Origin of the sequence: Saccharopolyspora galaxeae, assembly GCF_016526145.1 — a bacterium.
Taxonomy (GTDB): Bacteria; Actinomycetota; Actinomycetes; order Mycobacteriales; family Pseudonocardiaceae; genus Saccharopolyspora_C; species Saccharopolyspora_C galaxeae.
Genome location: NZ_JADDUE010000007.1, coordinates 156,649 through 170,567, shown reverse-complemented (window position 1 = coordinate 170,567; position 13,919 = coordinate 156,649). Strand labels below are relative to the sequence as shown.

10 protein-coding genes are annotated in these 13,919 nt (G+C 71.5%); 4 read left to right on the top strand and 6 right to left on the bottom strand.

The features are described from left to right. Window positions 1–3: 3 nt before the first annotated feature. The 4 genes from INP57_RS17435 to INP57_RS17420 all read left to right on the top strand — a co-directional run bounded on the left by INP57_RS17435 (window position 4) and on the right by INP57_RS17420 (window position 5,275). Entirely contained in the window at window positions 4–882 is an 879-nt protein-coding gene (locus INP57_RS17435; protein WP_200071300.1) for an alpha/beta fold hydrolase, read from the top strand. Between the two features lie 242 nt (window positions 883–1,124). Continuing rightward, entirely contained in the window at window positions 1,125–2,375 is a 1,251-nt protein-coding gene (locus INP57_RS17430) for a thiolase family protein (RefSeq protein WP_200071299.1), read from the top strand. Then, window positions 2,372–4,480 (top strand): 3-hydroxyacyl-CoA dehydrogenase NAD-binding domain-containing protein, encoded by a 2,109-nt coding sequence (locus tag INP57_RS17425; RefSeq protein WP_200071298.1) that lies wholly within the window; start codon window positions 2,372–2,374, stop codon window positions 4,478–4,480. The genes INP57_RS17430 and INP57_RS17425 overlap by 4 nt, the downstream gene beginning before the upstream one ends. A gap of 204 nt (window positions 4,481–4,684) precedes the next feature. After that, on the top strand, window positions 4,685–5,275 hold the full coding sequence (locus tag INP57_RS17420; protein WP_307850135.1) for a Uma2 family endonuclease: 591 nt from the start codon (window positions 4,685–4,687) through the stop codon (window positions 5,273–5,275). Window positions 5,276–5,358: 83 nt separating this feature from the next. Here the strand turns inward: INP57_RS17420 and INP57_RS17415 are convergent, their stop codons facing one another. The 6 genes from INP57_RS17415 to INP57_RS17390 all read right to left on the bottom strand — a co-directional run bounded on the left by INP57_RS17415 (window position 5,359) and on the right by INP57_RS17390 (window position 13,795). After that, entirely contained in the window at window positions 5,359–6,489 is a 1,131-nt protein-coding gene (locus INP57_RS17415; protein ID WP_307850134.1) for a sensor histidine kinase, read from the bottom strand. 14 nt (window positions 6,490–6,503) lie between these two features. Beyond that, complete coding sequence (locus tag INP57_RS17410) at window positions 6,504–7,184, bottom strand: response regulator transcription factor (protein ID WP_200071297.1); 681 nt, start codon at window positions 7,182–7,184, stop codon at window positions 6,504–6,506. A gap of 148 nt (window positions 7,185–7,332) precedes the next feature. After that, complete coding sequence (locus INP57_RS17405) at window positions 7,333–8,124, bottom strand: SAM-dependent methyltransferase (protein ID WP_200071296.1); 792 nt, start codon at window positions 8,122–8,124, stop codon at window positions 7,333–7,335. 187 nt (window positions 8,125–8,311) lie between these two features. Then, window positions 8,312–10,240 (bottom strand): 1-deoxy-D-xylulose-5-phosphate synthase, encoded by a 1,929-nt coding sequence (gene dxs / locus INP57_RS17400; RefSeq protein WP_200071295.1) that lies wholly within the window; start codon window positions 10,238–10,240, stop codon window positions 8,312–8,314. A 283-nt stretch (window positions 10,241–10,523) separates the two neighbouring features. Next, window positions 10,524–11,789, bottom strand: coding sequence for a class I SAM-dependent RNA methyltransferase (locus INP57_RS17395; RefSeq protein ID WP_200071294.1), 1,266 nt, complete (start codon window positions 11,787–11,789; stop codon window positions 10,524–10,526). Next, window positions 11,786–13,795 (bottom strand): APC family permease, encoded by a 2,010-nt coding sequence (locus INP57_RS17390; RefSeq protein WP_200071293.1) that lies wholly within the window; start codon window positions 13,793–13,795, stop codon window positions 11,786–11,788. The genes INP57_RS17395 and INP57_RS17390 overlap by 4 nt, the downstream gene beginning before the upstream one ends. Between the last annotated feature and the right edge of the window lie 124 nt (window positions 13,796–13,919).

Genomic DNA, 13,919 nt, shown 5'->3' with positions numbered 1-13,919 from the left:
GGGATGACCACGCGGCCGGACAAGGCGGAGCACGCGGGTGAAGGGACCGAAATCGCGGACCTCCCGACCGGCCCGGTCGAGTACCGGCTGACCGGCGGCGGCGAATCGACCGTCGTGGTCTTGCACGGCGGGCACATGCGGGCCGGCCTCCGGCTCGGCGAGGACGTGTTCGCCGAGGGCCGTTCGGTGCTCATCCCCTCGCGACCCGGCTACGGCCGGACTCCGCTGGAGGTCGGCGCGTCCCCGGCCGCGTTCGCGGACGTCACCGCTCGGTTGTGCGAACGGCTGGGTCTGCGGCGGATCGAAGCCGTCGTGGGCGCCTCGGCAGGTGGCCCGACGGCGGCTGCGCTCGCGTCGCGGCACCCGCACCTCGTCCGGCGGGTCGTGCTGGAGTGCGCCGTCGGTCCGCTTCCGTGGCCGGACCGGCGAACCAGGCTGGTAGGGCGGGTCGTGTTCGCACCTGGTGTGGAGACCGTGACGTGGACCGCCGTGCGGGCACTGCTGCGGATCGCTCCCGCAACCGGGCTGCGGACACTGCTGGGCGGGCTTTCGAACCGCCCGCCCGCCGAGGTGTTCGCCGCTCTCGACGACGACCGCCGGGCCGGTTTAGCCGAGGTCCACTCGCGGATGCGTTCGGGCCGCGGCTTCCGCAACGACCTGCGCACCTGCTCCGGTTCGGTGCCGTCGTTCGAGCAACCATGCCTGGTCGTCGCCGCTCGCGGCGACGGCGCGGTGCCCATGGCGCAGGCTCTGGCGTGGGTGCGTGCGCTGCCCAACGCAGAGCTGCTGATCAGCGATGCCGATTCGCACCTGCTCTGGTTCGATGCGGACTACCCGCTCGTGGCCGATCGCATCCGGCGGTTCCTCGGGGCCGGTGCCTGATTCGCCGTCCAGGGATCACGGCCGCTTCCGTCCCAGCTGACACCGCGCAGCCTGCTGTGATCGACCAGACAGGTACCGGCTGGAAGCGGTGCACGAGCCCGGTGGTTACCGGCGGGTAATGGGCGCTAGGGTGCAGTTACCGGCCAGTAGCGGCCCGCGGGTTCCGGCGATCGCCGCCCGCGACCACGAGCGAAGCCGGGCAACGAGCCAGACAGTCCACAGTGAACAGTGAGGAGCACGCCGTGGCCGCACCCGCGTCGGCGCCAGCCGACTCGCGCAGCGCAGCACGTGCCGTACGGGACGTGGTCTTCGTCGACGGCGTCCGCACGCCGTTCGGCAAGGCAGGCAAGAAGGGCTACTACGCCGAAACCCGCGCCGACGACATGGTTGTCAAGGTCATCCGCGAGCTGCTGCGGCGGCATCCCGAGCTGCCGCCGGAACGCATCGACGAGGTCGCGATCGCCGCGACCACCCAGATCGGCGACCAGGGGCTGACCATCGGCCGCAGCGCCTCGCTGCTGGCCGGGTTGCCGCAGTCGGTGCCCGGCTTCGCCATCGACCGGATGTGCGCCGGGGCGATGACCGCGGTGACCAGCGTCGCGGGCGGCATCGGGTTCGGCGCCTACGACGTGGCCATCGCGGGCGGCGTCGAGCACATGGGCAACCACCCGATGGGCGAGGGCGTGGACCCGAACCCGCGCTACGTCGCGGACAACATCGTGGACCCGTCCGCGCTGGTCATGGGCTCCACCGCGGAGAACGTGCACGACCGCTACCCCAGCCTGACCAAGGAGCGCACCGACGCTTACGCGGCGCTGAGCCAGCAGCGCTACGAGCAGGCCGCGCTGGCGGGCAAGATCTCCGCCGACCTGGTGCCGGTCTCCACCCGCTCCGCCGAGCAGGGCTGGGGCCTGGCCGCCGCGGACGAGCCGCCGCGGCCGGGCACCACCGCGGATTCGCTGTCCGGGCTGAAGACGCCGTTCCGCCCGCACGGCCGGGTCACCCCGGGCAACGCCGCCGGGCTCAACGACGGCGCCACCGGCTGCCTGGTCGCCGACGGCGACACCGCCCGCTCGCTGGGCCTGCCGATCGGGATGAAGCTGGTCGGCTACTCCTTCGCCGGGGTGGAACCCGAGGTGATGGGTGTCGGGCCGGTCCCGGCCACCGAGAAGGCGCTGCAGCGCGCGGGCCTGAGCATCGACGACATCGGCCTGTTCGAGATCAACGAGGCGTTCGCGGTGCAGGTGCTGGCGTTCCTGGAGCACTTCGGCATCGCCGACGACGACGCGCGGGTGAACCCGTGGGGCGGGGCGATCGCCTGCGGCCATCCGCTGGCCTCCTCCGGGGTGCGGCTGATGACGCAGCTGTCCCGGCACTTCGCCGAGCACCCCGAGGTGCGCTACGGCCTGACCACCATGTGCATCGGTTTCGGCATGGGCGGCACGGTCATCTGGGAGAACCCGAACTTCGACACCGCAGGGGGCGCGGAGTGAGCACGCAGACCGACTTCGCAGCGCTGTTCCCGGACGAGGTCGTCACCGAGGCCCGCACCCGGCTGCTGGACGTGCCGGGACTGCGCGGCAAACTAGCGCTGATCACCATCGACAACGGCCACGACCACACCAAGCCGTCCACGTTCGGCCCTGGCGGGCTGACTTCGCTGAACACCGCGCTGGACGAGGCGTTCGCCGCCGAGCCCGCCGCGATCGCGGTCACCGGCAAGCCGTTCGTGTTCGCCGTGGGCGCGGACCTGTCCGGGATCGGGCAGATCTCCCAGCGCGAGCACGCGCACCAAGTGGCCAAGACCGGGCACGACGTGTTCCGGCGGCTGACCGAGTCGACGATCCCGACCTTCGCGTTCGTCAACGGGGCGACGCTGGGCGGCGGGCTGGAACTCGCGCTGTCCTGCCACTACCGGACCGTGTCCGAGGGCGTCTCGGCGGTCGCGTTCCCGGAGTGCTTCCTCGGGTTGTTCCCCGGCTGGGGCGGCACGCAGCTGCTGCCGAACCTGATCGGCGCCGACTCCGCGGTCAGCGTGATCATCGAGAACTCGCTGAACCAGAACAAGATGCTCGACGCGAAGAAGGCCACCGGCCTGGGCATCTTCGACGAGCTGCTGGGCAGCGCCGACTTCCTGGAGGAGTCGGTGCGCTGGGCGGTGCGCGTCGCGAACGGCGAGCAGACCGTCCAGCGTCCGGAGGTCGACCGCGGCCAGGCGTGGGATGACGCCGTCGAGCGCGCCAAGGGGATCGTGCAGGCCCGCACCCAGGGCGCCTCGCCCGCGGTGACCAGGGCCGTCGAGCTGATCGAGCTGGCCCGCGGCAACGACCTCGACGCCGGCTACGCCGCCGAGACCGAGGCGCTTGCCGACGCGCTGATGTCGGACGAGCTGCGCGCCGGGCTGTACTCGTTCGACCTGACCCAGAAGCGCGCCAAGAAACCGGCCGGGGCCCCGGACAAGTCGCTGGCCCGCGAGGTCAACAAGGTCGGCGTGGTCGGCGCCGGGCTGATGGCCGGGCAGCTCGCGCTGCTGTTCGTGCGGCGGCTGCAGGTGCCGGTGGTGATCACCGACGTGGACCAGGGGCGCATCGACAAGGGCGTGGCCTACATCCACGGCGAGATCGACAAGCTGGCGGGCAAGGGGCGGTTGTCGCCGGACGCGACCAACCGGCTCAAGGCGCTGGTCACCGGCTCGCTGGACAAGGCGGCGTTCGCCGACGCCGACTTCGTCATCGAAGCGGTCTTCGAGGAGATGTCGGTCAAGCAGAAGGTGTTCGGCGAGCTGGAGCAGCACGTCTCCCCCGAGGCGATCCTGGCCACCAACACCTCCTCGCTGTCGATCAGCGAGATGGCCGCGCAGCTGAACAACCCCGAGCGGGTCGTGGGCTTCCACTTCTTCAACCCGGTCGCGGTGCTGCCGCTGCTGGAGGTCGTGCGCGGCGCCAAGACCGATGACGGCGCGCTGGCCACCGCGTTCTCGGTGAGCAAGCAGCTGAAGAAGTCCAGCGTGCTGGTCTCCGACGCCCCGGCGTTCGTGGTGAACCGGCTGCTGACGCGGTTCATGGGCGAGATCATCGCGACGGTCGACGAAGGCACCCCGTTCGACGTGGCCGATCGCGCGCTGACCCCGCTGGGGCTGCCGATGAGCCCGCTGGTGCTGCTGCAACTGGTCGGCCCGGCGGTGGCGCAGCACGTCAACGAGACGATGCACGCCGCCTACCCGGACCGCTTCGGGCTCAGCGACAACCTGGACCGGTTCGTCAAGGCGGGCAAGACCGCCGTGTGGCAGTCCGACGAAGCGGGCAACCAGGTTCTCGACCCCGAGGTCGCCGAGCTGTGGGTGCAGGGCTCGAACCCGTCCACCGAGGAGCAGGTGCGGGAGCGGGCGCTGCGGGCGCTGGCCGAGGAAGCGCAGCTGATGCTCGACGAGGAGGTCGTCGCCGAGCCGCACGACCTCGACCTGTGCATGATCCTCGGCGCGGGCTGGCCGTTCTGGCTGGGCGGCATCACGCCGTACCTGGACCGCGCTGGGCACGCCGAGCAGGTCAACGGCAAGCGGTTCCTGCCGCGGGGCGTGGCCTCGGTGCCGACCGCCTGATCAGCGGGACCACGCGGGGCCGGGGCGATCCGTTCGCCCCGGCCCTTCGTCGTCCGGAAGTGGATCTCCGAACACGATCTCGTGACTTCTTCATCGGCCCACGACGAGCCATTTCACCGTCCGTGATGTAGGCATCGGACTCGTTCGTGCCTAAGCTTGGACTGTCACGATGGCCGCGTCCCGGACGAGACGAGGTGATGACCAGTGGTCGCGCTGGTGCAGCACGAACTCGGACCTTTCACGGTCGAGGACTGGCGTGTGCTGCCCCCTCGCGAAGACGGTTCGCGCCTGGAGCTGATCGAGGGCTACTGGCTCGTGACACCCGCCCCCACCGGACAGCACCAGTTCGCGGAAAAGCGCATCCTCAACGCGTTCGATGCGGCGATCGCTGCCGCGGAGAGATCGGACCTGACCGCGCTGAGCGGCATCGGAGTGGAAGTCAGCACGCCCTACCGCACCGCCATCAACCCGGACTTCGCGGTGCTCGGCGTAGCGCCGATCGGCACGAAGTTCGCCGCCTCGGATGTGCTGCTCGTTGGCGAGATCTGGTCCCCCGGCAACACGTCCATCGAGCAACGTGGCAAGTTCGACGGCTGCGAGCGCAAGAAGATCCCGTTCTTCTGGAGCATCGCCCAGGACGAGATCGGGCCGACCGAGCTGGTCACCTACCGATTGATCGGGCGTCGCTACGAGCTGGAGGACCACATCAAGCTCGGCGACGGTCCCCAGACGATGACGGCTGGTCCGGTACCCGTCGAGCTCGACCTCGCGCATTTGCGGTATCCGCGGCGGTAGCTCTCCCGATCAACACCGGCGCCGTTCAGGCCTCAGAAGCGCTCATGTCCGTCAGCGTAGTTCGGCCCGCACCACCTTTTCGCCTACTGGCGAGGTGGAAAGGAGACGGTGATGGCGAGGCCGCCGGTGTTGACAGGACTGGCGTGCAGGTGACCTTCGTGGGCGGTGACGGCGGCTCGGACGATGGACAGGCCGAGCCCGGCCCCGGTGCGGGCGGTTCGCTGGATGCCGGCGCGGCGGAACGGATCGAACAGGGCGTCGACCTGATCCGCGTCGATCACCGGCCCGGAGGAAGCGACCCGGAGCGTTCCCTCCCCGGTACTGACCTCGACCCAGCCGCCGTCGACGTTGTGCCGCACCGCGTTCTCCAGCAGGTTGCCCGCCACCCGCTCCAGCAGTGCCGGATCACCCTGCACCAGCGACCGCCCGGCCGTGCGGGTCAGCTGCAGCGAGCGGGCCGCTGCCTCGTCGCGCACGCCGTTCCAGGCGCGGGTGACCACCTCGTCCAAGTCCACCGGCTCGCGGGTGGCGAGCTCGGCCCCCTCCGTGCGGGCGAGCAGCAGCAGCGCCTCGACCAAGCGTTCCGCGCGGGTGGTGGCCTCGCGCACCACGGTCGCCATCCGGCGCAGCTCCGCGGCGTCGGCGTCCGGGTCGGACAGCGTCACGTCCAGCTCGGTGCGCAGCACCGACAGCGGAGTGCGCAGCTCGTGGCTGGCGTTGGCGACGAACCGCCGCTGCGAATCGAACGCGGCCTGCAACCGGTCCAGCATCGCGTCGAAGGTGTCCGCCAGCTCGGCCACCTCGTCGCGCGGACCGGTCAGCTCGATCCGCTCGTCCAGCGACTCCGCGGACAGCCGCCGCGCCGAGCCGGTGACCTCTTGCAACGGCCGCAGCACGCGTCCGGTGACGGTCCACGCCAGCACCGCGGCCGCCGCGACCACCGCGACGAACGCGATCCCGCCGATGGTCAGCACCTGATCGCGTGCGGCGCTGCGCAACGCGGCGCCCAGGTTCTCCGCGGGCACCTCCGCCCCGGCCACCCGCACCCGGCTGCCCGGTGGCAATCGCGGAACCGCGGCGACGACGTTGCCCGCCAGCATCCATCCCAGCCACAGCAGCAATCCGCTCACCGCGGCGACCAGCCCGGTCGCCAGCAGCGTCAACCGCACCCGCAGGCCGGGACCGCGGCGGATCAGCCGGCGCCCGGCGCTCACTCGTTGGCCGGCGCTCACTCGTACTCGGTGCGGGCCGCCGTGGGCACCTGGTAGCCGGAGCCGACGACGGTTTCGATCACGCCGGGCTCGCCGAGCTTCTTGCGCAACGTCATCACCGTGACCCGCACCGTGGTGGTGAACGGGTCGGCGTTCTCGTCCCACACCCGTTCCAGCAGCTCCTCGGAACTGACCACGGCGCCGCCCGCGGCGAGCAGCACTTCCAGGACCCCGAACTCCTTGCGCGTCAGGTCGACCTCGGCGCCGTCGCGGGAGACCACCCGCCGCGCCGGGTCCAGCGACAGCTCCCGTGCGGTCAGCAGCGGCGGGACGGCCGGTGTGGCGCGCCTGCCCAGCGCGCGCACCCGCGCGGTCAACTCCGGGAACGCGAACGGTTTGGCCAAGTAGTCGTCGGCACCGAGCGACAGCCCGTCCACCCGGTCCTGCACCGCGGCGCTGGCCGTCAGCATGAGCACACGGGTCAGCTCGCCGGAAGCCACCACCTCGCGGCACAACTGGTCCCCGGACAGCACCGGCAGGTCCCGGTCCAGCACGATCACGTCGTAGCGGGTGATCGCGGCCTTCTCCTGGCCGTCGGCGCCGTCGTAGGCGACGTCCACGGCCATGCCCTCTCGGCGCAGCCCGCGAGCGACGGCGTCCGCCAGCGGCTGCTCGTCCTCCACGACAAGGATTCGCACCTGTTCACCGTGCCACAGCCGTGCCGGTCCGGATCAGCGCCCGGCGGGCGCTCGGCGGATACTCCGGATTCGCGTATCGCCGCGGAGCAGGTTCGCGGGTCGGGCCAGGACACGCGGGTGTGGACGCAGACCGCGCAACAGACGGGATCTACGGTTTGCGGCCCACGGCGCAGCGGGAGAAGTGCTCCGCAGCGGGCTCCGCGCCGTCGGGTCGCCACTGGTGGCAGGGCACCAGCCCGGGATCGACGAGGTCCAGGCCGCGGAAGTAGTCCGCCACCACCTCCGGACTGCGCAGGAGGTACTGCGGCGCACCGGTCGCGGCGTACTCCGCGGCCGCTCGCGCTGCCTCGGGGTCGGTGTCGAGCGTCTCGTGAACGGCGAGGTAGCTGCCGGAGGCGAGGCCGCCGACCAGGCCGTGCACCACCCGCAGCACCTGTTCATCGTCGCCCGCGTGCCCGAGCACGCCCATCAGCATGAGCCCGACCGGGCGGTTCAGATCGAAGGACTCCGCGACGCGAAGCAGGGTCGACCGCGGATCGCACATGTCGGCGTCGAGGACGGCGTGCCGCGGCTGCTCGCCGAGCAGCTCCTGGTAGCGCTGCCGGACCTGCGGGTCGACGTCGACGTAGCCGACCCGGGCGTGTCGGCTGATCCGTTCGACGATCTCGTGCGTCGGGTTCGCCGTCGGCAGGCCGGGGCCGACGTCCAGCACCTGGTCGACACCGGCCTCGCCGACGAGGAAGCGCACGGAGCGGGTGATGAACGCCCGGCTGGAGCGGGCCACGTCGACCACGCCGGGAAACGCCAGCCGCCCCCGCTCGCCCGCTTCGCGGCCGGCCGAGCCGTGTTCCGAACCGCCCTGCCAGTAGTTCCACACCTGCGCGGACGTCGGGACGTCGGCACCGGACCGGTCATCGGAATCCGTTCGCCCGCCGCCCATCTCGCCTCCCGCACCGTGGGACCGCTGGGCTCGATGCTGCCGCACCGAGGCGGGGAAACCAACGTCCATCCGAACGAACGACGTGGTGTCCCCACCTCAACGCGGAGACGGGTCGCGTGCTGGGCGGGACCGCGGGTCGCGGTGCTGCCGCGGCCGTCCGGGAACCACCGCCCGGGAAGATCAGCGGTCAGGCCTCGCGGCTGAGCGTGTCGCCGATGGACTCGCGCTGCGCGGCACGCAACCGGTCGGCGACCCACTCGGTGATCTGCCGGGCCACCTGCTGCTCGGTCAGGCCGAGTTCGGCGAGCACCTCCTCGCGCGAGGCGTGCTCCGGGAATTCGTTCGGCACCGCCAGGTCCCGCAACGGCACGTCGATCCCCGCGTCCCGCAGCGCCGCCGCCAGCGACCAGCCGAAGCCGCCGTGCCTGCCGCAGTCCTCCAGCGTGACCACCAGCTCGTGCTCGCCGACCATGGTCACGACCTGCTCCGGCACCGGCAGCACCCAGCGCGGGTCCACGACGGTGACGCCGATGCCCTGCGCGGACAGCCGCCGGGCCGCGGCGACCGCCGCCTCGCCGAACGCGCCGACCACGGCCAGCAGCACATCGCTGCGCTCACCGCGATCAGGCCGGTGCAGCACGTCCACACCGCCGACCCGCTCCACGGCGGGGACCTCTTCGATGACCGAGCCCTTCGAGAACCGCACCACCGTGGGCCCGTCGTCGACGGCCACGGCCTCCCGCAGTTCCTCCCGCAACGTGACCGCGTCGCGCGGCGCGGCCACCCGGATGCCGGGGATCACGCCGAGGATCGACAGGTCCCACATGCCGTTGTGGCTCGGACCGTCGTCACCGGTGATCCCGGAGCGGTCCAAGGTCACCGTGACCGGCTGCCGGTGCAGCGCCACGTCCAGCAGCAGCTGGTCGAAGGCCCGGTTCAGGAACGTCGAGTACACCGCGAACACCGGGTGCAGCCCGCCCATCGCCATGCCCGCGGCCGAGGTCATCGCGTGCTGCTCGGCGATGCCCACGTCGAAGCAGCGCTCCGGGTACGCCTTGGCGAACTTGTCCAGTCCGGTCGGCCCGAGCATCGCCGCGGTCAGCGCCACCACGTCGGAGCGTTCGGCGCCGATGCGCACCAGCTCGTCGGAGTAGACGTTCGTCCAGCTCGTCGGCGCGGGCTTGGTGGGCGCCCCGGTCTCCGGATCGATCACCTTGACCTGGTGCATCTGGTCGGCCTCGTGGTTCTCGGCGGGCGCGAAACCGTTGCCCTTGCGGGTCACCGCGTGCACGATCACCGGGCCGCCGAACGAGCGGGCCATCTGCAGCGCCTGCTCCATGGCGCGCATGTCGTGCCCGTCGACCGGACCGAGGTATTTGATGCCGAGGTCGGAGAACATCACCTGCGGGCTGAAGGCGTCCTTGAGCCCGGACTTCGCCGCGTGCAGCCCGGTGTAGAGCGGGCGCCCCACCACCGGCAGGTTGCGCAGCGTGCGCCTGCCGCTTTCCAGCGCCTTCTCGTAGCCGGGGTTGAGCCGCAGCGCCGCCAGGTGCTCGGCCAGCCCGCCGATCGTCGGGGCGTAGGACCGGCCGTTGTCGTTGACCACGATCACCAGCGGGCGTTCCTGGTCGGCGGCGATGTTGTTCAGCGCCTCCCAGCACATCCCGCCGGTCAGCGCGCCGTCGCCGACGACCGCGACGGCGTGCCTGCCGCCGCCGGTGAGCTGGAACGAGCGCGCCAGCCCGTCGGCGTAGGACAACGAGGTGGAGGCGTGCGAGTTCTCCACCAGGTCGTGCTCGCTCTCCGCCCGCGACGGGTAGGGCGCCAGCCCGTCCTTCTTGCGCAGCCGGTCGAAGCCCTGCTGCCGGCCGGTGACCATCTTGTGCACGTAGGACTGGTGCCCGGTGTCGAACACGAGCGCGTCCCGCGGCGAGTCGAAAACCCGGTGCAGCGACAGCGTCAGCTCCACCGCGCCGAGGTTGGGGCCGAGGTGGCCGCCGGTGCGGGAGACCTTCTCGACCAGGAACGACCGGATCTCGGCGGCCAGCTCCACCAGCTCACCGTGCTCGAGTCGTTTCAGGTCGGCCGGACCTTGCACGGATTCCAGCAGCGTCACCGCTCCACCTCGCTCGTCATCCAGCAATGCTTGTGCTCAACCCGGTTCGCACGGGTTCCGGGAGTGCTCTCCGCCGCAGGCGGCCCCGACCAGTCTACGGAGCGCGGCCACCCGCCCCGGACAAGGTACGCAGGCCTGCGCCCGCTCCGGATCACCGGTCCGCGGGAATCCGGCAACGCGTGAACACGCTGCACAGGTAACGGAAACGGCCCCGAACGCCGCGGATTCGCAGGTACATCCCTCGGACGGGTGGACCGACTACCACACTTTCCGGGCAGCTCGATCACGCTTCTCGCGGCCGGCCGGGCGCCACGGGTTCGAGCAGCGCGATGCACTCCACGTGGTGCGTCATCGGGAAGGCGTCGAACGCCTCGAGCTCAGCGAGCCGGTATCCGTGCTCGGCGAACAGGCCGACGTCGCGCGCCAGGGCAGCCGGGTCGCAGGCCACGTGCACCACTCGCGCCGGCCGCCGCGCGCACACGGCCTCGACCACCGCCCGGCCCGCGCCCTTGCGCGGCGGGTCGAGCACTGCCACGTCCGGCCGCGGCAAGGATTCGTCGGCGAGCACGTCCTCGACCGCTCCGGCCCGGAACGACACCTGCGGAAGGTCCCGCAGGTTCGCGACCGCGTCCTCGGTGGCGCGGCGGGAGGACTCGACCACGAGCACCGAACCGGCCGGTCCGGTCTGCTCGGCCAGCACCGCGGCGAACAAGCCGACTCCGCCGTAGAGATCCCAGGCCACACCACCGCCGGGCACCGCAGCCATCCGGCGGACCGTCTCGGCGAAGGTGTCCGCTGCGGCCGGGTGCACCTGCCAGAAGCCGTCCGCGGCGAGTTCCCAGTTCCGCCCGGCGGCCTGCTCGCGCGCCACGCCCGATCCCTCGACCTGCGTGGAGATCACCGCGCCGCGCTTGCCCCTGCGGCGCTGCGGCGCCTTCTCCCGCTGCGCGACGTGCACTTCGCCCTGCGCGTCGGCCACGACCTCGAGCTCCGCGCCGCTCGGCCACTCCCGGTCGGTGACGCCGTCCAGCGCGCCCGGCACCGTGATCGGGCAGTCCGCGACCGGCAGCACCCGGTGGCTGCGGTGCGGATGGAAACCGGGACGCCCCACCCGGTCCACCGCCAGCCGGACGCGGGTGCGCCAGCGCAGCGGACCGCCCGGCAGTTCCCGGACCACGACCTCGCGATCCAGACCGGCGATGCGCTGCAGCTGCTCGCGGACCACCGCCGCCTTCAGCTCGCGCTGCGTGACCGGATCCGCGTGCTGCCAGTCGCAGCCGCCGCAGCGGTCCCGGCCCCGCGACATGTCCGCCAGCGGGCAGGGCGGCTGCACCCGGCCCTCGGCCGCGGTGAACACCTCCACCGCGTCGGCCCGGCAGAACCCCTTGCCGGGGTCCTCGGTGACCTCCGCCAGCACCACCTCACCGGGTAGCGCGTGCCGCACGAACACCACCCGGCCTTCGTGGCGGGCCACGCAGTGCCCGCCGTGGGCGACCGGTCCCACGTCGAGTTTCAGACGCTTGCCGGTCCAGTCGAGTTTGCCGGTCACCGGCGTTCGTTCCCCTTCGTCTCACCCAGGCCGCGCCGCAGCGCGCCCGGCATCACCCGTTGCTTGGCGCGCTGCTTGGCCCGCGTCGACGACGCGAGCTGCCACGGCACGCTGGTCACCATCACGCCCGGCTCGAACAGCAACCGGCCCTTGAGCCGCAGCGCGCTCTGGTTGTGCAGCAGCTGCTCCCACCAGTGTCCGACGACGTACTCCGGGATGAACACGGTGACCACGTCGCGGGGGCTGTTGCGGCGGATCCGCTTGACGTATTCGATCAGCGGCCGGGTCACCTCGCGGTACGGCGACTCGATGACCTTCAACGGCACCGGCAGGTCCTTCGACTCCCAGGCGGAGGTGAGTTCCCTGGTGCCCGCGTCGTCCACGTTGACCGTGATCGCCTCCAGCGTGTCCGGGCGGGTCGCCCGCGCGTAGGCCAACGCGCGCAGCGTCGGCAGGTGCACCTGGGACACCAGCACCAGCGCGTAGTTCCGCGACGGCAGCACGGCCGGCTCGTCGTACTGGGCCAGCTCCTCCTGCACCGAGTCGTAGTGCCGCCGGATCGCGGTCATCAGCAGGTAGATCGCCGCCATCGCCGCCAGTGCGATCCACGCGCCCTTGGCCAGCTTCGTGGCCAGCACGATCACCAGCACCGAGCCGGTCATCACCAGCCCGAAGGCGTTGATCGCCTGCGAGCGGCGCATCCGCCGCCGCTGCGAGACGTCCTTCTCCGTGCGCAGCAACCGGTTCCAGTGCCGCACCATCCCGGTCTGGCTCACCGTGAACGACACGAACACGCCCACCACGTAGAGCTGCACGAGCTGGGTGACCTCGGCGTCGAAGGCCATCACCAGCACCGCCGCGAACACCGCCAGGAACACGATGCCGTTGGAGAACGCCAGCCGGTCGCCGCGGGTGTGGAACTGCCGCGGCAGGTAGCGGTCCTGCGCCAGGATCGACCCCAGCACGGGGAAGCCGTTGAACGCGGTGTTCGCCGCCAGCACCAGGATGATCGCGGTGCAGGCGGTGACGTAGTAGACGCCGGGCGGGAAGACGTTGAACACCGCGGCGGCGATCTGGGCGATCATCGTCTGCTGCACGTAGCCGGGCGGTGCGCCGATGATCTGGTGCACCGGGTCCTCCGCGATGCGCACCCCGGTGTACTGCGCCAGGGAGATCAGCCCCATCAGCATGATGACCGAGATCGCGCCCATCATCAGCAGCGTCGTCGCCGCGTTCCGGGACTTCGGCTTGCGGAACGCGGGCACCCCGTTGCTGATCGCTTCCACGCCGGTCAGCGCCGCGGCACCCTGCGAGAACGCCCGCATCACCAGGAACACGAACGCCAGCCCGGCCACCTGCGTCTCGTCCGGGGCGATCTGCACCGAAGCGCTCTCGGCGCGCATCTCGTGGCCGAGCACGAGCGCGCGGAACAGCCCGAACGCGATCATGCCGAGCACGCCGAGCAGGAAGGCGTACACCGGCACCGCCAGGAATCCCCCGGACTCGCGCAGCCCGCGCAGGTTGATCGCGGTCAGCACGACGATCGCGGCCACCGCGAACCACACCTTGTGCGTGCCCACGAACGGGATCAGCGCACCGATGTTCGCGGCCGCCGACGAGATCGACACGGCAACCGTGAGCACGTAGTCCACCAGCAGCGCGCTGCCCACCGTCAATCCCGCGCGCCGCCCCAGGTTCTTGGTGGCGACCTCGTAGTCCCCGCCACCGGACGGGTAGGCGCGCACGTTCTGCCGGTAGCTGGCCACCACGGTGAGCATCACCAGCGCGACCAGCGCACCCAACCACGGCGTCAGCGCGTAGGCCGACAGTCCCGCCACCGACAGCACCAGGAACAGTTCCTCCGGCGCGTAGGCCACCGACGACATCGCGTCGGAGGCGAACACCGGCAGCGCCAGCCGCTTGGGCAGCAGCGTGTGCGACAACCGGTCGCTGCGGAACGGTTGCCCCACCAGCAGGCGTTTCGTCGCGGTCGCGAGCTTGAACACGGCCATGAGCGTAAGCGCTCGCTTTTCGCACGTTGCCGCGCCCGTGCGCCCGCGGGCGCGGCCCCGGCACCACCGCGGCGTGCGCTCGGATACGGTGCATCCGCCGAAAGCGGCGGTCCCGGCC